At 70.9% G+C, this 22,047-nt stretch carries 13 protein-coding genes; 10 read left to right on the forward strand and 3 right to left on the reverse strand.

The annotated features are described in order from the left end of the window. The first annotated feature begins 10 nt into the window (after positions 1–10). Positions 11–1,945: a beta-L-arabinofuranosidase domain-containing protein gene (locus tag ACFWDO_RS05630; protein WP_380318842.1), complete on the forward strand. Its 1,935-nt coding sequence runs from the start codon at positions 11–13 to the stop codon at positions 1,943–1,945. After that, complete coding sequence (locus tag ACFWDO_RS05635; protein ID WP_380318839.1) at positions 1,942–2,946, forward strand: phosphotransferase family protein; 1,005 nt, start codon at positions 1,942–1,944, stop codon at positions 2,944–2,946. The genes ACFWDO_RS05630 and ACFWDO_RS05635 overlap by 4 nt, the downstream gene beginning before the upstream one ends. Positions 2,947–3,033: 87 nt before the next feature. Here ACFWDO_RS05635 and ACFWDO_RS05640 read toward each other — a convergent pair whose 3' ends face one another. After that, positions 3,034–7,143: a carboxypeptidase regulatory-like domain-containing protein gene (locus ACFWDO_RS05640; RefSeq protein WP_380324557.1), complete on the reverse strand. Its 4,110-nt coding sequence runs from the start codon at positions 7,141–7,143 to the stop codon at positions 3,034–3,036. A 252-nt stretch (positions 7,144–7,395) separates the two neighbouring features. Here ACFWDO_RS05640 and ACFWDO_RS05645 point away from each other — a divergent pair, with 252 nt between their 5' ends. Then, complete coding sequence (locus ACFWDO_RS05645) at positions 7,396–8,094, forward strand: winged helix-turn-helix domain-containing protein (RefSeq protein ID WP_380324560.1); 699 nt, start codon at positions 7,396–7,398, stop codon at positions 8,092–8,094. Positions 8,095–8,175: 81 nt separating this feature from the next. Here the strand turns inward: ACFWDO_RS05645 and ACFWDO_RS05650 are convergent, their stop codons facing one another. Continuing rightward, positions 8,176–9,480 (reverse strand): MATE family efflux transporter, encoded by a 1,305-nt coding sequence (locus ACFWDO_RS05650; protein WP_380324566.1) that lies wholly within the window; start codon positions 9,478–9,480, stop codon positions 8,176–8,178. A gap of 433 nt (positions 9,481–9,913) precedes the next feature. Here ACFWDO_RS05650 and ACFWDO_RS05655 point away from each other — a divergent pair, with 433 nt between their 5' ends. The 7 genes from ACFWDO_RS05655 (at position 9,914) to ACFWDO_RS05685 (ending at position 19,758) form a co-directional block, all read left to right on the forward strand. Beyond that, positions 9,914–12,271, forward strand: coding sequence for a replicative DNA helicase (locus ACFWDO_RS05655; protein ID WP_380324563.1), 2,358 nt, complete (start codon positions 9,914–9,916; stop codon positions 12,269–12,271). A gap of 344 nt (positions 12,272–12,615) precedes the next feature. Continuing rightward, entirely contained in the window at positions 12,616–16,347 is a 3,732-nt protein-coding gene (locus tag ACFWDO_RS05660) for a hypothetical protein (protein ID WP_380346838.1), read from the forward strand. Positions 16,348–16,910: 563 nt separating this feature from the next. Next, positions 16,911–17,363, forward strand: coding sequence for a helix-turn-helix domain-containing protein (locus ACFWDO_RS05665; RefSeq protein WP_380319046.1), 453 nt, complete (start codon positions 16,911–16,913; stop codon positions 17,361–17,363). A 3-nt stretch (positions 17,364–17,366) separates the two neighbouring features. Continuing rightward, on the forward strand, positions 17,367–18,407 hold the full coding sequence (locus ACFWDO_RS05670) for a putative toxin-antitoxin system toxin component, PIN family (protein ID WP_380319049.1): 1,041 nt from the start codon (positions 17,367–17,369) through the stop codon (positions 18,405–18,407). Between the two features lie 174 nt (positions 18,408–18,581). Next, positions 18,582–18,791: a hypothetical protein gene (locus tag ACFWDO_RS05675; protein WP_380319052.1), complete on the forward strand. Its 210-nt coding sequence runs from the start codon at positions 18,582–18,584 to the stop codon at positions 18,789–18,791. Between the two features lie 46 nt (positions 18,792–18,837). Then, complete coding sequence (locus ACFWDO_RS05680; RefSeq protein ID WP_380319055.1) at positions 18,838–19,176, forward strand: hypothetical protein; 339 nt, start codon at positions 18,838–18,840, stop codon at positions 19,174–19,176. Positions 19,177–19,224: 48 nt separating this feature from the next. Continuing rightward, positions 19,225–19,758: a GNAT family N-acetyltransferase gene (locus ACFWDO_RS05685; RefSeq protein WP_380319058.1), complete on the forward strand. Its 534-nt coding sequence runs from the start codon at positions 19,225–19,227 to the stop codon at positions 19,756–19,758. Between the two features lie 40 nt (positions 19,759–19,798). Here ACFWDO_RS05685 and ACFWDO_RS05690 read toward each other — a convergent pair whose 3' ends face one another. Continuing rightward, a complete protein-coding gene (locus ACFWDO_RS05690) occupies positions 19,799–21,790 on the reverse strand; it encodes an FG-GAP-like repeat-containing protein (protein WP_380319061.1) in 1,992 nt (663 codons plus the stop codon). Positions 21,791–22,047: the final 257 nt, after the last annotated feature.

The raw sequence follows: 22,047 nt of genomic DNA on the forward strand, positions 1-22,047 counted from the left end.
AGGCTCCACCGTGAACACTCCTGCCACGCCGTCGGGCACCACGTCGCGGGCACCCGCCGGGCGCGAGCTGCCCCTCGGCGCGATCACCCCGCGCGGCTGGCTGCGCGACCAGCTCCGCCTCCAGGCCGACGGCCTCACGGGACAGCTCGAGAAGATCTGGCCCGACGTCGGCCCGACCAACGCCTGGCGCGGCGGCGTCGACGGCGAGGACTGGGAGCGCGGCCCGTACTACCTCGACGGCCTGCTGCCCCTCGCGCACGTGCTCGAGGACGAGGGGCTGCTCGCGCAGGTGCAACCCTGGGTCGAGGCGATCCTCGCCTCCCAGCGCGAGGACGGCTTCTTCGGCCCGGCGACCAACGACGACTGGTGGCCGCGCATGGTCGCCCTCAAGGTGCTCACCCAGCACGCGGACGCCACCGGCGACGAGCGGGTCGTGCCGTTCCTCCAGCGGTACTTCCGCCACCAGCTGGAGCACCTGCCGGGCCGCCCGCTGCGCTCGTGGGGACGGGCGCGCGGCGCCGACAACGCCCTGTCGGTGTGGTGGCTGCACCACCGCACCGGGGAGGAGTGGCTCCTCGACCTCGTCGACGTCCTCGACGCGCAGACCATCCGCTGGGACGACTACCTCGGCGGCGACCTCATCACCGGCGCGGCGCGCGTCTTCTCGCACCGCATCCACGGCCCGAACGTCGCGATGGGCCTCAAGAAGGGCGCGGTCGACTGGGTGCGCGACGGCGACGACGCCCACCGGGCCGCCACCGAGCGCTCCTTCGCGAACCTCGACCGCTGGCACGGGCAGGCGCACGGGTGGTTCTCCGGCGACGAGTGGCTCGGCGGCCCGGAGGCGGCGGCCGGCATCGAGACCTGCCAGGTCGTCGAGATGATGTTCACGTGCGGCGTGCTCGCCGCCACGTTCGGCGACGGCGTGCACGGCGACCGGCTGGAGTCGCTGGCCTTCAACCTGCTGCCCGCGTCGTGCGACCCGCGCATGCTGGCGCACCAGTACCACCAGCAGGCCACGCAGCTCGAGGTGTCCGTGGCACGCCGCGACTGGTCGTTCTCCTCCGACGACGCGAACCTGTTCGGCCTCGAGCCGCACTTCGGGTGCTGCACGGCGAACCTCCACCAGGGCTGGCCCAAGTTCGTCCGGAACCTGTGGATGCGGGCTGACGACGGCGGGCTGCGCGCCGTCGCGTACGCGCCCGCCGTGGTGCGCACCGACGTCGGGGGCGATGCGGTGCAGCTGACCGTCCGGACCGCCTACCCGTTCGAGGAGACCATCGCCGTCGACGTCGTCACCGACCGCGCCGACCCCTTCGACCTGCAGCTGCGGGTGCCCGGCTGGGCGACGTCGTTCGAGCTCACCGTGGACGGCGAGGCCGTCGACGCCGAGCCCGTCGGCGGGTACGTCACGCTGCACCGGTCGTGGGCCGGCGGCGCCGAGGTGCGGCTCGTGCTGCCGATGGTCCCGCGCGTCGTGCGCCGGGCGCGCCAGGCGGCCGCCGTCTTCCTCGGCCCGCTGTCGATGGTGCACCCGCTCGGCGAGAACTGGGTCGAGGTGCCGGGCGCGCCCGGCCTCGGGGAGTGGGAGGTCCACCGCCGCACGTCGTGGAACAAGGCGCTCGCGGACGTCGCGCATGCCGCGTCCTGGGAGGTGGAGCGTGCCCCTGTCCGCGAGGTCCCGTGGGGCCTCGCCGGCCCGCGGCCGGGCGAGGGCTCGCCGGTGAAGGTGCACGCGCCCGGTGCCAGGGCCACCGAGTGGCGGGCGCAGGGCGTGGACGCGCCGCCCCCGCCGCCCAGCCCGCTGCTGGAGCGCGGCGCCGGCGACGACGTCACCCTCGTGCCCTACGGCGTCGCGCGCCTGCGGGTGGCGGAGTTCCCCGTCGTCGGGAGCTGGGCCGACCGCGACGACCCGGACGACCCGCAGTACGCCTCCGAGGGATGACGACGACCGGGGCCACGTCCGGCGGCGACGGGCCGCCCCTCGATCCGGTGCTGCGACGGATCCTGGAGGCGGCCGGCCTGCCGGCGACGGGACGGTTCGAGGCCAGGGCCGGCTGGGTGAGCCGCGCGTGGGTCGGCGACGACGTCGTGGTCCGGCTGAACACCGACGCACGGTTCCGCGACGCCTACCGGCACGAGGCGCGGGTGGTCGGCCTGCTCGCCGGCAGCGGGGTCCCGCACGCCCGGCACCTCGGCCACGGCGATGGCCCGGACGGGCCGTGGTACGTCTCCGAGCGGCTGCCCGGCCGGACCCTGTACGACGCATGGCCGACGGCGGACGCGCGCACGCGCCGGTCGATCGTCGAGAGCCTCGGCGCGGCGCTGCGCGCGCTCCACCGCGTCCCCGTCCCCGCCGACCTGCTGCCGCCCTGGTTGGCGGGTGCGCTTGCCGGCGGGCCGTGGCCGGCGTTCCACCCGCCCGTGGTGGGTGCGGCCCTTGAGCAGGTCGAGGCCGCCCGCCGGCGGCCCGAGCACGACCTGCGCCTGCTCGCGGACGCCGAGGCGTGGGTCCGGGAGCGGCTGGTCCTGTTCGCCGCCGACCGGCCCGTCCTCGTCCACGGCGACCTCCACGGCTCGAACCTGATCGTCGAGGGAGGGCGGGTCACCGGCCTGATCGACTTCGCGGAGGCGGTGGCCCAGCCGGCCGACGCCGAGCTCGACACCATCCTCCGCTGGTGCGCGAGGGCGCGAGAGTTCCCGCCCACGCCGGACGACCGCGGGCTCGACGCGGCCGCGCTGGCCGAGGTCCCCGGGTGGCTGCGCGGCGCGTACCCCGAGCTGTTCGAGCGGGAGCACCTGCGCGAGCGGCTGAACTTCTACGACATGTACGGGGAGCTCACGCTGGCCGCGCACCACCCTCGGCCCGGCGACCGTGCGGCGGCGCGGGCGCGCATCGCACGCCTCCTCGCCGGCCACAACCACCTGGACGGGCTCGTCTGGTAGGTGGTCGCCACGCGTGACGAGGCCCCGGCCTCGGGAGAAGCCTCCCGAGGCCGGGGCCGACGTCGTCCTCCTGTCAGGTGGTGGGGGTCAGGGCAGCGGCTTCAGGTCGACGTCGTAGACCGAGGTCTGCCCCGCGACGATGGCGGCCGTGCGGACGACGGGGATGAACCCGTTGGCCGCGGCGACGAGCTGGAGCGGCCCGTTGGACCTGGGCATCCAGTACGCGTACTTCCCGTCGGCGCCCGTGACGAGCGTCTTGTCGTACGCCTTGCCGTTCAGCTGGACGACCGCGCCGTCGAGCGGGTCGCCGTCCCCGGTGACCGTGCCCGCGACCTTGCCCCAGCCGGTGGGCGCCTTGACGGTCATCAGCGCGGCGACCGTGGGTGCCTCGTACGGGGTGTCGCCCTTCGCCGTGATGACGGCCGAGTACGCGCCCGGCTGCTCGACGTCGGCGGTGAGGGTGACCGCGGCCTGCACGTACGCCCCCGGGGCCAGCGTGAGCTCGGGCGGCTGGACGTCCAGCCACTCGATGCCGCCGCCCCCGCCGGCCGTCTCGCCCGACACGTTCATGACGATGTGCATGTCGGGGTAGCCGATCTCGGCGGTGTCGGTCGGCTCGGGGATCGAGCACGACTCGGACCGGAGGTAGGACGGCGCGGTCTGACCCGCGTCGTTCGAGCCGATGAAGAACCAGCCGCCGGCCGGGACGTCGATCTCCACGACCAGCGTGCCGCCCTTCGGCACGCTGCCCTCGACCGGCACGGACACGACGGTGCCGCCCGCGTCGGTGCCGACGGTGGTCTCCGCGCTGCCGACGAGCGTCATGTTCGCGTACGCGAGGGCGCCGTCGAGCGTGTACAGGTTGACCGTCAGCGGCTGCGCCACCCGCGCGGCCTCGACCGCGAAGGACACGTTCTTCACGTCGAACCCGCTGCCGATGCCGAAGTCGCTCAGCGTGAAGGTGCGCAGGTACGCGTTGTCCTGCGTGGTCACCTGGTTGCTGCAGGCCACCGAGTTGTTGGCGACGATGTCCTGCGACGCCGAGTGGGTCAGCGTCGTCTCCGCGAGGGGGACGGCCGCCAGGTCGGGGCTGACGGTCCCGGTCTTCGCGCCGGACGTCGCGAACGAGCCCTTCTTCCCGTCCGCCGTGCCCAGCCCGGAGCCCGCGGTGCCTCGCGCCGGCTTCGCCGGCTCGGGGATCGTCGCGGTGTCGGTGACGTGGTTGATCACCGCGCCCGTCGACCCCGTCGTCCCGAGCATCTCGAAGTCGCCGCCGCTCGCGCCGAGGGAGACGTTCACCGGCTCGGTGCCGGTGTTCGTCACCCGGAACGCGCGGGACGCCGTGCCGCCCATGCCGAGGGCGGCCGAGACGCTCTCCTTGTTCACCGCGAGACGGCCCGCGCCGAGCGCGACGTTGCGCGTCACGACCTGGCCGTCCTCCGTGAGGGCCGCGTTGCGGGTGGCTCCCGCGTACGCGTCCTTCGCGTAGGTGATCCCGTACCGCTCGAGCGGGAGCCGGGCGGTGTAGGTGCCGTCCGCGCCCGTGGTCACGACCGTCTCGTCCCCGTCGTCCTTCGACGTGATCGTGACGGTGGCGTCCTCGAGCGGGGCGCCCGTGTTGCCGTCGGTCACGGTGCCCTTCACGGCGCCCATGCCGGCGACGTCGTACGTCACGGACAGGCCCTCGTGCACGACCGGCGCGTTGTACGAGAACTGGGACGCCGTGGCACCCGTCGCGTCCTCGATGCCGATCGTGGCGGAGTCGCCGCGAGCGGTCGCCGTGTCGGTCACCGCGCCGTAGCCGAGGATGATGCGGCCGTCGGCGAGGAGCGTGGCCGAGAAGTTCACGCGGTCCGTCTCCGGCCGGTACTTGCGGAGGTTGCGCCACTCGACGACGAACCCGTCGACGCCGTCGACGGTCGTGGCGCCGGTGTAGACGCCCGACTCCGCGTCCGCGTACATGTCGTCCCAGAACGGGTAGATCGCGCCGTTCGGGGCGGCCGCGCTCGGCAGGGCGCCGTTCGTCAGGCTGGTGGACGACGTCAGGAAGTTCAGGAACCCGTTGGTCGTCACGAACGCCGAGTCGTACGACTCGCCGTAGAACGGGAAGCTGAACGGCAGGTCGACCGAGGCCGCCTTGTCGTCGCCGGTGAGCTCCAGCAGGGTGTCGCCGGCCGCGACCCCGGCGTCGCCGGTGGTGCAGTAGTAGCCGTAGCCGTCGAGCAGCCGCTTGAGGGTGGCGTTCACCGTCTCGTCGCCGTCGACGACGACCTCGGTGCTGAACGGCGCCGCGCAGGTGCCCGCGGAGACGCTCAGGGTGTACGTGCCCTCGGGCACGCCGGCGAGGGAGTACCTGCCGTCGTCGCCGGTGGTGACGGCGTCGAGCGGCCCCGAGAGCGTGACGACGGCCCCCGCGGTGGGCGAGCCGTCCTTCTCGGTGACCGTGCCGGAGACCGTGTGGGTCGGCGCTTGCTGCAGGGTGATCGGCAGCGTGACGGTCTCGTCCACGGCGACCGTGACGTCCGTCGCCGCCGACGGGAGGTACCCGAAGGCCGTCGCGCTCACGGCGTAGCCGCCCACGGGCAGCTCCGCGGCGAACGCGCCGTCCGCGTCGGTCGACACGGTGCGGTCCCGCGCGCCGTCGAAGGTCACCTCGGCACCGGCGACGGCCGCGCCGTCGGCGTCCGTGACGGTGCCGGAGACGATGCCCGTCTCGCCCACGGGGGCGGCGTCGAGCAGCGCCATGACGTCGAGCTTGCCCTCGCCCCAGACGTTGTTGTCGTCGGCGGTGCCGCCGCAGGTCGTGTCGTCGACGTCGACGGCGGCGCCGTCGAGCAGGGCCTGCGTCTCCTCGACCTGACCGACGAGGCTCGGCGCCGCGCTCCACAGCAGCGCGACGGCACCCGCGAGGTGCGGTGCCGCCATCGACGTGCCGTTGTACGACGCGTAACCGTTGCCGGGGACGGACGAGCGGACGTTGACGCCGGGGGCCGAGATGTTCGGCTTGATCCCGGAGTTCTCACCGGTGCCGCGCGACGAGAACGCCGCGATGCTGCCCGACGAGTCGAACGCTCCCACGGAGTAGGTGGCCTCGTTCGCGCCCGGCGACGACGTGGACCGGCAACCCGGCCCCTCGTTGCCCGCCGACCACGTGCCGAAGATGCCGGCCGCCTCCCAGGCGGCGATCTCGTCGGCCATGAAGTCGTCGATGGCACCCGCCGCGTCCAGGCCCCACGAGTTGTTCACCACCTGGGGACGCTGGGCGGGGTCGGGGTCGCTGCCGTCCACCTTGGTGGGCGCGAGCACCCACTGGCCCGACTCAAGCAGGTCCGCGTCCGAGCAGGACGAGCACCCGTTCGCCGCGATCCAGTCCGCGCCGGGGGCGACGCCGATCTGGTTGCCGGCGCCGTCGTCGCCCACCATGGTGCCCATCGTGTGGCTGCCGTGGCCGTCGGTGTCACAGGGGGAGTCACCGGCGCAGGCGTTCGACGAGTCGAACCAGTTGTAGTCGTTCACGATGCTGCCGTCGGCCTGCAGGCCGCGGTAGTGGGGGGCGAGCGCCGGGTGGTCGCCCTGCACGCCCGAGTCGATGTTGGCCACCGTGATGCCCTGGCCGGTGTAGCCGAGGGCCCAGGCGTCGTCGGCGTTGATCGCCTGCAGGCCCCACTCGACGGACTGCGTGCTGCGGTCCGGCGCCTTGTCCCGCTCGACCGGCTCGACGAGGTCGAAGGTGGTGGGGGCGCTGATCCGGGCGACCTCGGGGGACCGCGCGAGCGAGGTGGCGAGGGCGTCGTCGCCGTCGCGCACCAGGATGCGGTTGGAGATCCAGAAGGTCTCGTAGTCGGTGCCCGCGGAGTCGAGCGCCTTGAGGAGGTCCGCCTGCGACCGGTCGGCCACGGCGGTGAGGGTGTCGTAGACGTACTGCCCGCGCTCGTCCCAGTCGGCGATGTCCTTCGCCGCGCCGAGGTCGGCGGTGTCGGTGAGCTCGAGCCAGAAGTCCGCGGGGCCGGCGTCGAGGTCCTTCTCGACGGCGGTCGCGATCTTGTCCTCGGGGTCGGGCACGGTGCCCGACGGGGCGAGAGGCGGATCGGCGGTGGCGGCGAACGCCGGCGCCACCCCGGCCGCGGACGTGGCGAGGAGGGCGAGGGCCGCGCTCGTCGCGACCCACCCCCTCCTCGTGCGAGTTGATGAGTGCACGCTTCCTCCCGGTGGGGAGTCCCCGGGTACGGGGACGTCGTGACGGGCGCCCGGTCGGGGCCCACCCTCCAGGTCAGCCGTGGATCCTCCGGCGGACAAGGGCGGGCGGCGGCCAGTTCCCGGTCAGTCACGGGGCAGCTCCGGGTCGGCCCCGGGCATCCGTCGGCGGGCGGTGCCGCCTGAACTCTGATAGGCACCTGGGTAAACGGTGTCCACGACCTCATCGGAGCACGTGTCGGACGGAGGACGGCAATGCCCCACGAGAACCCGGTCGAGCCGGTCGGTGGTTACGTCCTGTGCATCGGCCTGCCCCTGCAGCGCGTCGGCGAGGTGGCCCGCCTGCTGCGCGGGAAGGTGGCCGTGATCGCGACCGCCGACACGGACGGCGCGCGGCTGCTCCTCGGGCCGCCCGCCGCCGGGGTGATGCCCGACGACGGGTCGTCGCACGCGCTCGAGGTGCACGCCCGCGCGCCCGCGGTCGAGCCCGACCAGGAGCGTCCGACGTCGCACGTCGTCGCCCTCGCCCCCGAGGCCGGGCAGGGCGACGACGTCCTGGTCCCGGGCGGGCGGGAGCCGGGCCGCACCACCCCGGACGTCGCAGGGCGCCGGTTCGCGCCGCCGTCCACGGCCGAAGACGAGGCCGACCGGGCGCGCCGGATCGTGCTGGGCAAGCTCGCCGTGGACCTGGCGGCACGGGAGGTCACGGCCGGCGGGGTGCCCGTGCACCTGTCGTTGCGAGAGTTCGACCTGCTGGCGGCGCTCGCGTCCGCGCCGGACCGCGTCTGGTCGTTCGCCGAGCTCACCCGCACCGTGTGGCGCACGGGCTACCTGGGCGACCCCGACCCGGTGACGTCGGCCGTCAAGCGTCTCCGCAAGCGGCTGCGGGTGGTCCCCGACCTGCGCGTGATGTCCGTGCGCGGCATCGGCTACCGGCTACGGGTGCAGGGTTGACCGGCCGGATTGACCGGTCGGATTGACCGGTCGGGCTGACAGGCCGCCGTCACACCGCGTTCACACGGCGGTCCGTCGGCGTCACGCGCCCGTGACCATCCACCGGTCCCCGCGGGCCCGCAGCCCGGTGGTGAGGGCGCGGGCCAGCATGAAGACGCCGGCGAAGGCGCCCCACAGCCACGCCAGGCCCACCGCGCCGTCCGGCGCCCAGGCTCGCACCGCGAGGGCGAAGGGCACGTAGACCACGAGCGTGAGCATGCCCGCCCACGCCAGGAACCGGCCGTCGCCGGCGCCGATGAGGACGCCGTCGAGCACGAACACCCAGCCCGCCATCGGCATGAGGACGCCCGTGACGACCAGGCCGGCGGTGATCGCGACCCGCACGTCGTGGTCGGCGGTGAACAGCGGGGCGACCCACCACCCGGAGACGGCGAACACGACGCCGATGACGACGCCCGCGCCGACGCCCCACTGCAGCGAGCGGCGCAGCACGGCGCGCACGCGGCCGACGTCGCCCGAGCCGAGCCCGTGGCCCACCAGGGCCTGGCCGGCGATGGCGAGGGCGTCGAGCGCGAAGGCGGCCAGCCCCCACAGGCTGTTGACGACCTGGTAGCCCGCGAGGGCCGTGGCCCCGAGGCTGGTGGCCACCGCGACCGTGAGGAGGATCGCGAGGCGCAGCGACGCCGTCCGCACGAAGAGCGGCGCGCCCGCGCGGGCGTTCGCCCAGATGCCCGCGTGGTGCGGCCGCAGGGACGCGTGGTGCCGGCGGGCGCCGCGCACCACGACCGCCGTGAGCACGGCGGCCATGGCGAGCTGCGTAGCCGCGGTGCCGATGGCCGAGCCGGCGATCCCCAGGCCCGCGCCGTACACGAGGACGACGGACAGGATCGCGTTGACGGCGGCGCCGGTCGACGCGACCCACAGGGGGGTGCGCGTGTCCTGCAGGCCGCGCAGCACGCCCGTCGACGCCAGGACGACGAGCATCCCGGGCAGCCCGATCACCGACCAGCGCAGGTAGACGGCGGCGTAGCCGGCGATGTCGGCGCCGGCGCCCATCGCGCCGACGGCCCAGTGCGCCCCGACGGCGAGGAGCGCGGCGAGCGCGACGCCGAGGCCGAGGGCGAGCCACATGCCGTCGACGCCCGACTGGAGCGCGTCGCGGGTGCGGCCCGCGCCGACGAGCCGGGCGACGGCGGCGGTGGTGGCGTACGCGAGGAACACGCACAGGCCGACGAGCGTGACGAGGAGCGTGGAGGCGACGGACAGCCCGGCGAGCTGGTCGGTACCGAGGTGGCCGACGACCGCGCTGTCGACGAGGACGAACAGCGGCTCGGCGACGAGGGCGCCCAGCGCGGGCAGCGCGAGGGCGAGGATGTCGCGGTCGATGCGGCGCCGGTCGGCCCTGTGGACAGCGGCGCGGGGCGAGGCGTCCGGCGTGTGACCGTCGGGAGGCGTCGGTGAAGGAGGGGTGGCGCCGGGGTGTCCGGAGTCCGGATCGGGGGTGCGGTGCACGTCACCCAACTTTCTTCTCCTCCACAGCCTGAGGGTAACGACGCCGCAGGTCAGCGGCCCGCCAGAAGTTGTACACAGCCGATATCCCCAGTTGTGCACAGGGCTTTCCACCGCCCGTGCACAGGCTCGACCACCCTGTCCACAGGTCGGTCCACACCTGTGTCCACAACGGCCGTTGCGCAGGGTCGCGGGCGCGCCTAGCGTCGTCCGCGGTGTCAGTGCCCCACGGTAGAACGTGGACCTGACAGCGGGAGTCGATGTCCGGTGACGGACCGGACGCCGGCGACGGCGGGGGAGCGGGGTGGGCATGTCGATCGAGGAGCTCGAGGCGGGATATCAGGGGGCGTCCTCCGGCGCCACCTTCGACCGCACACCTCCTCAGGACGTCGCCGCCGAGATGAGCGTGCTCGGCGGCATGCTGCTCTCCAAGGACGCGATCGCCGACGTCGTCGAGCAGATCCGCGGCAACGACTTCTACCGCCCCGCGCACGAGGCGATCTACGACGCCATCATCGACCTCTACGGTCGCGGCGAGCCCGCCGACGCCATCACGGTCGTCGCCGAGCTCACCAAGCGGGGCGAGCTCACCCGCATCGGCGGCGCCCCGTACATCCACGACCTCATGGCCGGCGTCCCCACCGCGGCCAACGCCGGCTACTACGCGCGCATCGTGCAGGAGCGGGCCGTGCTGCGCCGCCTCGTCGAGGCCGGCACCAAGATCGTGCAGCTCGGGTACGCCACCGACGGCGGCGACGTCGAGGGCATCGTGAACACCGCGCAGGCCGAGATCTACGCCGTCACCGAGCGCAAGACCTCCGAGGACTACCTGCCGCTCGCCGAGATCATCGGCGGCACCATGGACGAGATCGAGGCCGCCGGGAACCGCGGCGAGGGCATGGTGGGCGTGCCCACCGGCTTCGCCGACCTCGACCGCCTCACCAACGGCCTGCATCCCGGGCAGATGATCGTCATCGCCGCTCGACCTGCCATGGGCAAGTCGACGCTGGCCATCGACATCGCGCGGGCGGCGTCGATCAAGCACGGGCAGTCGTCCGTGGTCTTCTCGCTGGAGATGAGCCGCAACGAGATCACGATGCGTCTGCTGTCGGCGGAGGCGCGCGTGCACCTGCAGAAGCTGCGCAACGGCTCCATGGGCGAGGACGACTGGCAGAAGGTCGCCAAGGTGATGGGCCGCGTCTCCGAGGCGCCGATGTTCATCGACGACTCGCCGAACATGTCGCTGACCGAGATCCGCGCCAAGTGCCGGCGGCTCAAGCAGAAGCACGACCTCAAGCTCGTCGTCATCGACTACCTGCAGCTCATGACCTCCGGCAAGAAGGTCGAGTCTCGACAGCAAGAGGTCTCGGAGTTCTCCCGCGCGCTCAAGCTGCTGGCGAAGGAGATCGGCGTCCCCGTCATCGCGCTGTCGCAGTTGAACCGTGGTCCCGAGCAGCGGCAGGACAAGAAGCCTGCGATGTCGGACCTTCGTGAGTCCGGCTGCCTCACGGAGGACACGCGCATCCTCCGCGCAGACACCGGCGCGGAGACGACGATGGGCGAGCTCTTCGCGCTCAACGCCAAGGACGTGCCGGTTTGGGCACTGAACGAGCGGCTGCAGTACGTGCGCCGCCACCTGACCCACGTGTTCCCGACCGGTGTGAAGCCGGTGTACCGGCTGCGGCTGGCCTCGGGCAAGGAGATCGAGGCGACGGCGAACCACCCGTTCCTCACCTACGAGGGCTGGACTCCGCTCGGCGAGCTCGAGGTCGGGTCGCGCCTCGGCGTGCCGCGCCACGTGCCGGGTCCGGAGCGCAACGCGGAGTGGGACGACCGGAAGGTCGTGGCGATGGCGGAGCTCCTCGCTGCTCGCTGCGACGTCGAGACGCGCGTCCCGACGCCCGCGTTCCATCTGCCGAAGAACCAGATCGCACTATTCGTCCGTGAACTTTTCTCGCGTATGGGCAACGTCGTAGTCGCCGACTCGGACGAGGGCACCGGTCGTGTGTCGATGCGGTCGGGTGATCGACGGTTGCTCGACGACGCCGCACGTCTGCTGCTGCGTTTCGGTATCTCCGCCCGCATCCTTGGGACGGGCGCGGCCGGCTGGCGGCTCGACGTCGCGGGGACTGACAGCGTCCGGCGGTTGCTCCAGGAGATCGGCATCGAGGGCCATGACGACTCCGCAGCCGATCTGCTTCGCCGGGTCAGGACTGCCGGCCGGACCAACCTCGCCGAGCCCCGACCCATCTGGGACGAGATTCGCGACGTGCTGGCGACGAGGTCGGCCTCGGGGACCAGCGCAAGCGCCCCGGCCCTGCAGACCATCTCCCGAGTGCTGGACGAGGACGACCTTGAGATCGATGCCGTCAACGACCTGCTCTGGGAGGAGGTCGTCGCTATCGAGCCGCTCGGTGAGAGGCAGGTGTTCGACGCCACCGTGCTCGACACCCACAACTTCATCGCCAACGGCATCGCCGTCCACAACAGCATCGAGCAGGATGCCGACATGGTCATCCTGCTGCACCGCGAGGACGCCTACGAGAAGGAGTCCCCCCGCGCCGGCGAGGCGGACCTGATCGTCGCCAAGCACCGTAACGGCCCCACCGACACCATCACCGTCGCGTTCCAGGGGCACTACTCACGGTTCGTCGACATGCAGTCCTGACGCGTCCTTGTTGACGTGCAGCCTAGATTGCAAAATGCTCCACCTTTGTTACAAGCGCCTGGAGGGAGTTTCGTGGTGGGGGTCCACGCGCTCAACGCCCTCGTGGTCGGGGTAGTGGGGACTGCTGCACGGATAGGTGACACCTGACCTGTGGTGCCTGTGGGTGCAGTGTCTCGACATGCCCCCGTGCACATGTCGTGTCGGACCACCGGAGGCTTCCTTGTCCTGGAGTCGGCACTCGACTTGGCGTGACGCCGGCCCGCGATCTCGTGGCGATTTCGTTTCACCCGAACTCCGTAGCGAGATTCGCGACTGATGTCGGGTGGCTTCCCTACGATCCTGGTGTGCCCGGAAACGTCCTGCCGCTGCCCCCAGGCCCTCGCTTGCGCCCAGGCCAGAACCTTCCCATCCAGACCCTCGCGCCTAGCTTCGATCCGGACCGGCACCGGGTCTACTACGACTTGCTCGAACGGGCGATCGGTGCAGATGGGGTGCGCAACGTCGCCCTGACCGGCGCGTACGGCACGGGCAAGAGCAGCGTGCTCGAACACCTCGATAGCGAGCACGGGGCCCGCGTTGTCAAGCTCTCCTTGTCGACGATCGCCCCGGAGTTGCACGACGACGACTACAACGCGATGGGCGAGGCGTCAACCGGTCGCCATGCGCGCACGAATCAGATCCAGAAGGAGATCGTCAAGCAGTTGCTGTACCGCCTTCCGCCCGAGAAGGTCCCACACTCGCGATTTCGCCGAGTCAGCGTGCCGAGCACGCGGCGTGACCGGTCGATCGCCGTGGGCACCGGAACGGCGGTCTTCGTCGTCTTGTTCGGTCTTGGTCTGCTGCAGCCGATGGTCGAGTCCCTTCTCCCGACGCTCTGGCGCCAGATCGTCGCCTACCTGCTGCTGCTCGGCCTCTCCGTTGCACTCGTCTGGGCTGTTCTGCTGGTCGTCCGCGCCCGGCCGGCTGTCAGCGCCTCGGTCCAGACCGGCCCAGCGACCGTCACCCTGTCCAGGCAGTCCGACTCGTACTTCGACGAGTACCTCGACGAGATCGTCTACTTCTTCCAGGCGAGCCGCCGGGACCTCGTCGTCATCGAAGATATCGACAGGTTCGAGGACGTCCATGTCTTCGACACCTTGCGTGCGCTGAACGGCCTGCTCAACAGTTCCGATCAGATCGGGCGCCGGATCGTCTTCGTCTACGCGATCCGTGACAGCGTCTTCGACCACATCGGCGGGGAATCAGAGGACGGCACTGAGGAAGGCCCGGGTGATCAGAACGACCGGGCGAAGACAACACTCAAGCGCGCGAACCGTACAAAGTTCTTCGATGTCATCATCCCCGTCGTGCCTTTCGTCAGCGCCGATAACGCCCGTGACGTGATGACTGACGTCATGGCCAGCGCCGACTTCGAGATTGACCCCGCCCTCATCCGACTTGCCGCACGCCACGTCGCCGACATGCGCTTGATCCGCAACATCCGCAACGAGTTCGAGATCTATCGCAACCGCCTGGTGGTCCCCGCCGACCACATCCCCGGCATCACCGACGACCTCGTATTTGCTGTCGTCCTGTACAAGAACACCCACCTGACGGATTTCGAGAAGATCCGCTACCGCGAGAGCGCGCTCGACCAGCTGTACTCGATCTGGCGCGACCTCGTCCGCCACAATCTGACCGCCCAGTCGAACGAGCTGGTGCGCTTGCGGCGCGACCGCCGCCTCAGCGCGACGAGGGATGCACGCGCGGCCAGCCTTGGACGGCTCCTTACGGCCTTCTCCGAGACGCTGCACGAGGGTGCTGCCGAGGGCTCCACCTCCGGGTCAGCAGAGCTCGCCGGGCCCGCAACAGACGACAACGTGCAAGAAGTTCAGACGTGGGCGACGATCGCGGACGGAGCCCGCCAGCAGATCATTTTGAAGGCGTACCGCTCCGGATCGGTCACATTGTCATTCAGTCAGGACCAGCTCGCGGGGCTTCTCGGGGTGCCCATCGACCAACACGAGTGGGATACCCGCGATGAGGAGAAACTCACCGCGCAGATCGAGGACGCTGAGGCGAACCTACGCTTCTTGCGCCACCATGTCTGGGAGGGCCTCTGCGCGCGAACAGAATTCCGCCTTGACGCCTCCTCCCTCGAGCTCACCGACTCCTCCGGCCGGGAACTCGACGGAGAGCAGACGTTCGACGCGGTCGTCGACGCGGTCCTTCACTCGGACTTGGCCCGCGAGCTCGTTCGTCACGGATTCCTCACGTCTCACTTCGCGCTGTACGCGTCGAGCTACTACGGCAACCACCTGGGACGCGATGCGCTGGAGTACATCCGCCGCTGTATCGAGCCGGGCGAGCCCGACGCGACCTTCACGCTCAGCTCGATCGATGTTGAGCAGATCCTGCGTGAGCAGGGCGCGGACAAGAGGGACGATGCCGCCCTGTTCAGCGACGCCAGCATCTACAACGTCAGCATCCTCGACTACTTGTTGGCCCAACGCCCGCAGGCCGCGGCACGGGTCGCCCGCCAACTGTCGCGCCGTGGGGACAGCGACGACGACTTCCTCCACACATACATCCAGCAAGGGAGCCACCCCGGAACCTTGTTGGCCCTGATGTCCCCGCACTGGAAGGGCGTCGTCCGCTACGCCGCACTCGACGCGCCCATCGACCCGGACGACCGACCAGCGCTGCTCGACGCGGTGCTGCGGTCCATCCCGAACGACGACTTCGACGTCGATCACCAGCTCGGGCATGTACTCACCGGCATGTACCGCGAGATCGCCGTCATCTGCAGGCCGCAATCTCTAGAGCAGGCGCGCACGGTCCTGAGCCTCGCCCGTGCCAGCGGTGCGCGCCTCGAGTCTCTCGAACCACTGAACGCCGCAGCCCGCGATGTCGCACTTGAGTTCCGGCTGTACCCAGTCACCGAGGAAAACCTCCGGATCCTCGTGCCGGAAGGCAAGATCGCACTCGACATCGTCCAGACGACCAGCACACACGCCTACCAGTACGTACTCGACCGGCTCTCGGACTATCTCCTACTCGTCGACACGGTCGAGCACATCGACGTGATCGCGAGTACCGAGAGATTTGCCGCGGTACTCAACGACATCGCCAAGCAGAACGACACCCAGAACATCCACGCCTTCGTCAGCCGCTGCGAACCCGAGTGCCGCGTACCGAACCTTGGGGATGTCGACCCGGCGGCCTGGCCCGAGCTCTGCTCAAGCCGACGTACTGACCCAACCTGGACCAACACAACCAATTACCTCAAGCACCACGGCATCGACCGCTCGATCTCCGCGCTGCTTACAAAACACAAGAAGATCACCGATGCCGACGGCCAGTCGCTCGACGACCGAATCGAACTCGCCGTCACCGTCCTGAACGCAGGCGAGCTCATCTCTTCGCCGACGACGCGCGTCTCGCTCGCCGCAAGCCTCAAGCCCGGAGCGGTCCCCGCCACAGACCTCGAGCCGGAGGCTAGCGACCTCGTCGCGAAACTCCTGCGCAAGCGCCTCCTAGCCGACGACAGCGCGACCTTCGCCGCCGGCATCCTCACCGACTGGGCAGCGCACGAGGCCGCGATCGCCGCATCGAGGAAGTACGCGACATTCGTTTCTTCCGCGATCCTGCCTCCCGGCGTGCTGCCACGCTTTATCCGCAGCGCCACGATCGATGGGTCCGTCCGACTTGCCGTCGTCCGGCGCCTGCCAGAGTTCCTCGCCGGCGCGAACGGCACACAGGTGCGTGCGATCGCCGATGCCCTCATCGACAAGGGATGGCGCCTCGGCTACCGCAGTCTCGAAGCGCTCAGGGCCGCTGGTGCCAACGCGACCCAACTCCTCCGGCTCATCCAGGCGCGGGGAGCGGATCTGTCGAACGACGACCTCAAGGCGCTGTTGGTGGATCTGGGAGGCGACTACCGCCGGGTGGGCCAGGGTGGCAGCGGGCGGCCTACATTTGCCGTCACGCCCGCCCACCGGTACGTCCTAGACCGCCTCGTCGGCGACACGATCCGGGAGGTCAAGGCGCAGACGTTCAAGACCAAGGGAGCGAAGTTGGTCGTGCTCCTGCGCTAGCCGGATGCCTAGACCAGATCTACCTCGGCGAAGTCGCGCTCGATCTGGGCGCGCGAGTCCAGCAGGAGTGGGAGCAGGGTGGAGGGCAGCCGGTCCGCGAACAGGTCTGCCTGGCGTGCCTACCTCTACGGACTCATGGCCGGCGGCCGCGCCGTGCAGATCCTGTCCGACCAGCTTGCGCGCACCAGGAAGTCATCGACAGCGGCAGCCGCTGACCAGGCATGATGCAACCTATCTTGCGCAAGCCCTGCGACACGCCCGCAGTCGTGCAAGGTAGAGCGGCGTGTCCGTGCAATCTGCGCTGCACGTCGACAGTCCTGCTGTCGTTGTACAGCCCAGATTGCAGATCGGTCCACTTTTGACAAGGCAGCCGAAGACCAGGCCCCCATCGTCGAAGCCGTAGCCGGGCTGACCTATGAGGAATTCGACGCGGACGTCCGTGTCGTCAGCGGTCGACTCGCAGGGCTGTTCGCCTCGTGGTGCTCGCCTCGGACTTGATCCGTGGGGCTGCCGGCGTCCCCCCGAGCCCTCTGCTTTCGTTTTTTTCGAGTTAGGCTGGCGGCATGAGCGTCGTCATAGAGCACACCGTGCTGCCCCCGGCGGCCGGCTCCACACTGTCGGATCTGTCGGCGGTGCTTGAAGAGGCTGGCTCGTCTGCACTCGTGGGTCCGGACGGGTCGCAGATCGAGCTACCCGTCGAGGTGTTCGTGGTGCTGCGCGATGCGGTGCGCGCGATGGCTCACGGCCAGGCTGTCACCCTTGCTCCTCATGACACGGTGATGACGACCCAGGCCGCCGCGGACTTCCTCGGCATCTCGCGGCCGACGCTGGTGCGGCTCCTGGAGGACGGGGATGTTCCGTTTACACGCCCTGGTCGGCACCGCCGAGTGCGACTCTCGGATCTGGTCGAGTATCAACAGCGGTCGAGGCGCGAGCGGCGAGAGGTCTTGGCCGAGCTCTCTCGCGAGGCCACGGCTGACGGAGCCGGCGGCGACGGCTTCGACGCGACTCGTTGACAGATGTCGTTCCCAGTCGTTCTGGACGCATGCGTCCTGGTCCCTCACCCGCTGTTCGACACGCTTCTCCGGCTGGCCGATACGGGCATGTTCCGGCCGCTGTGGACGCTGCAGATCTTGGACGAGGTTGAGCGCACCCTGATCGACAAGCGTGGGCTCGCTCCGGCGAAGGCGCGCCACCGGATCCGGCAGATGAGCCGCGCTTTCCCCGAAGCGCTCATCGAGGGATACGAGGACCTGATCCCCGCCATGACCAACGACCCGAAGGACCGACACGTACTGGCGGCGGCCGTCAGGTCCGGGGCGAGCGTGATCGTGACCGCGAACCTGAAGGACTTTCCGATCGCCTCGATGGAGAGGTACGAGATCGAGGCAGTTCATCCTGACGCCTTCCTGCTCGACCAGCTCGACCTCGACGCGAAGGCGGTGCTCGAGTGCCTGCGTGAGCAGCACAGCGACTACACCGACCCGTCGTTGTCCGTCGCCGAGTTCTTCCAGGCGTTCAGGCCTACGGTCCCGAAGTTCGCGGAGGTGGCGGAGTCGCTGACTCAAGGGTCTCGGGCCGACACGTCTGCGGGACGTTGGCCGGCGTGGCCCCGCGAGCTTCCGTTGCCGCTCGAGGCGCGTACCGCCGCCGAGGCGTTCGCCGCGTTCTTCCCTGAGGGTGAACCCAGCCCGTCAGTGCCACTCGGCGCGGCGTTTCTGTGGTGGAAGGCCCTGCTCGACATCGACCGGTACCGGATGGCGCTCGACAGCCTCACCTTGCACCCGCCGGCATGGGATGACTTCCGTCAGGCCCGCGCCGATCTTGACGGATGGTCGATGGCACAGCGTGTCGACCAGAACGATGAGCACCCCGAGCTGGTTGCTCACGTCCGCTTCATTCCGCCGACGGCAAGCAGCGCGCAGGTGTTCGCGGACGCCGTTCTGCCAGAGGCGCACGTGCTGACGCTCGTCCGGTGTGATGACGGCTGGTGGCGCGCCTGGGGCTTGTCACGCAACCGGTACCCCTCCTACGCCGAGGTCATCGGTTCCAACGCGTAGCCCGCCCGAGCCGGAACCTCCATGTCGCGATCCGGGCGACACGCCCGAGATCACGCAAACCACAGCGGCCGTGTCCGCGCTGCATGTCGACACCTGCAAGCACCATCACGCAGGTGGTCGACCTTCTGTGCAGCAGCTCCCTGAGGGCCTGGCCGGCCGATATATTCCCCGGTCATGACCGACGACCCGTGGAGCCGCATCTTCCTCGCCGTGCACGACGGCGATCCCGGCCCGTGGTGGTGCCCGGTGTGCGACTCCGACGATCCGACGGTGGAGCTAGGCCAGAAGTTCAGGGGCGGCGAGGTGATCCGGACGACCGTGTACTGCCTCAGCTGCACCGCACAGGCGGACGTGCCCGCCTCGCCCCACGGCGTTCGTCCGTGACCGTCGTCGGCCCGACCGCGCCGACGTCGTTCCATCCCGCGACGTGATGAGCGAGGTGTCGCCGACGGGCAGGAGCGTCGCCGGTCGGCCCCGGGTGGTGTGCCTGTGCGGGTCGCTGCGCTTCCGCGACCTGTTCGAGGCGGAGCGGCGCCGGCTGACCGCCCGAGGCGTCATCGTGCTCGCGCCCGAGGCGGTCGACGAGGCGCTGACGCCGGCCCGGCGCGAGGCGCTGGGCGAGCTGCACCTGCGGCGGATCGACCTCGCGGACGAGGTGCGCGTGGTCAGCGCGGGCGGCTACGTCGGGGCGGCGACTCGCCGCGAGGTCGCGTACGCCCGGGCGGCCGGCAAGGTCGTCACCTCGGTGGAGCCCGACCTGGCGGTGTGAGCGTCGCAGCGATCGTCGTTCGTGCTCGGGGCATCCATACTGGCCGGCATGCGGACCATCACGAGCGCACGACTGACCCTGCGCCCCTGGGCGGACCACGACGCGGACTTCCTGCTGGACCTCGAGGCCCGCTGGGAGACGGTGCGGTTCCTCGGTCCGCAGGCGCGGCAGATGACGTCGCGGGACGAGGCGCTCGCGTCGATCGCGCGCCGTCGTGCGCTGGACCATCCCGTGCACGGGATCTGGGCCGTGGCGGACACGGAGACCGGCGCGCTCCTGGGCAACCTGCTGCTCAAGCCGGCCCCCCTCACGCGGGGCGTCACGGGCGACGCCCCGGTGGAGATCGGCTGGCACCTGCACCCGGACGCGCAGGGTCGCGGGTACGCCACCGAGGCGGCGGCCGCAGTCCTTGTGGACGCCGGACGACGCGGCCTGACCTCGGTCATCGCCGTGACCGACCCGCGCAACGAGGCCTCGCAGCGGGTCTGCGTCCGCCTCGGCATGGAGGACCGCGGCCTCACCGAGGACTACTACGACGAGACCAACGTCCTGTTCGTGCGGTCGCTGACCGCGGCGTGGTAGGTACGGAGAGGAAGGAGCGCCTGGCGAAGGCTCGCTCTCGTCAGGACTGGGGCACGACGACCAAGCCGCGGAGGTAGTCGGCGATCACGAGGTCGGGCTTCCCGTCGCCGGTGACGTCGCCGACGGCGATCCCACGGTTGTCGTAGTGCCTCGTCGCGTTGGGGATCCGCGCGGTCTGCGCGCGGCCCAGCAGCCCGTCCGGGCGCTGGAGGAGGACGCTGGCCGTGTTCCAGCCCCCGTGCACGGTGACGAGGTCGCGCCGGCCGTCGCCGTCGACGTCGACGAGCGTGAGCGGCTCGGGCATGTCCACCAGGCCGTGCAGGACGGGAGCGCCGATCGTGCTCGCCCCCGTCTGCGGGTACACCGACGCGCCGGCGTAGGGGCTGTTGGTGGCGCGGGTCGCCGCGATGTCGGCCCGCCCGTCACCCGTGACGTCGCCGACGGCGATCGAGCTCAGGTCGGGCACGTCGGCGATGCGGGTCTCCTCGGAGAAGCCGCCGTCGGCATCCTGGGCGTACACCAGCACGTCGTGGGTGGTGTTGCCGACGACGTCGGTGCGGCCGTCGCCGTTGACGTCGCCGGTGTCGACCAGCCCGCCGACAGTCGGGGAGACGACGACCGGGTCCGTGGCGCCGGACGCGACGTCCAGGTAGGCGACGGTGCGCGGGGTGGCGTCTGTGACCACGAGGTCGCTCCGGCCGTCGCCGTCGAGGTCGGTGGCGACGATGTCGTTCGTCGCCTCGGGGGTGGCGAGCAGGGTCGGTGCACCGAGCGCCCCGCCGTCCTGGAGGTAGATGTCGACGCCGAGGTTCCCGGCGACCGCGACGTCGACGTCGCCGTCCGCGTCGAAGTCACCGGCGGCGGTGCGCATCGTGGCGGCGAAAGTGCCGCCGTGGGACGGCAGCACGGTGGGGACGGCGAGGGTGCCGTCGGGCTGCTGGGCGAAGATCGCGAGCTTGAACCGGGCGTCGTCCTCCTCGCTGGCGTAGCCGCGCGTGGTCAGGAGGACGTCGTCGAGACCGTCTCCGGTGACGTCGGCGACGGCGACGCTGGTCGGGTCGGAGCCGGTGCCGAACGCATGCACCTGGGGCGAACCGAAGTCCACGTCACCCCAGGCGGAGACGACGTCGTGATCGACCGGCGCCGACGCGCTCGCACCGGTGCTCTCCCAGGTGCCGCCGCGGTACTGCGCCCGGAAGACGTGCGGGCCGGCCGTCAGGTCGGTCAGCTGGAACATGGCGTCGTGGTCCCGGTAGTCGATGTCGACGCGCCCCACGTACGCGCCGTCGAGCGTGAACTCGACGGCCCCCTCGAAGAGGACGTCGTCCTGGCCGGGCAGGCTCACGTGGGCGGACAGGACGACGCGCTGACCCTCCTCCGTGACGGCCGGGGACACCGTGAGCTCCGTCGTCGTCGGCGTCCCCGCCGCCACGTACAGCTCGGCCGAGTCGGCGACCGCGATCCCGCGCACGGACCGCACCGTGTAGGTGTACCAGTGCCCCGGCACGATGTCCGCGTCCCTGAAGCTGGAGGCCGTGGTCGTGCCCAGGGAGACCTTCTCCTCGGCACCCGCGGCGCGGAGCACCTCGTAGTGCTCAGCGCCCGCGCCGGGGGTCCAGGTGAGCTCCATGGTCGTGCCCGTGCTGGTCGCTGCCAGGCCGGTCGGGGCGTCGATCGCCTCGGGGGTCGAGGCCACGGCCTCGGCCGAGGGGCGCGAGTACTTGGACCACCCCGACCGGGTCTCCACGACGTAGTAGTAGGTCGTGGCCGGCGTCAGGCCCGAGTCCGTGTAGGTCGTCCTCGCGGCGTCGACCGACGCCACCGTGAGGTACGGGCCGCCGGAGGTGGTCGATCGGGCGAGCCGATACCCGTCGGCCCCCGCGACCGGCGCCCACGCGACCTCCACGGCCGTGGGCTCCAGCGCGTGCGCCTGCACCCCCGCGGGCGGCCCGACGGGCTTCGCCGCCGTGGCGACCGGGGCGACGCCGGCCAGGACGAGGAGGGTGGCGGTGACACCGCAGAGGAACCGCACCAGTCGTGCACCCGGGTGGTGGGAGGGGCGTCGCCCTGACATCTCGCGGACCATGGGGCACCACTCCTCGTCGTCATCGCACCGGGGTCGCCCGTCCCGACGACGTCGGGAGCGAGGCACGACACCGTGCCGCAGCGAGCGGTCGAGAACTTAGCGGACAAAACCCCCGTCGCTCAACGCTTCGGCGGCGCAGCCCGCCGTGGCCCACTCTTGACACTCCATCGGACGGCCGACAGACTCCTTTTGCATAGTTGGCG

Source organism: Isoptericola sp. NPDC060185 (assembly GCF_042728595.1).
Classification (GTDB): Bacteria; Actinomycetota; Actinomycetes; order Actinomycetales; family Cellulomonadaceae; genus Isoptericola.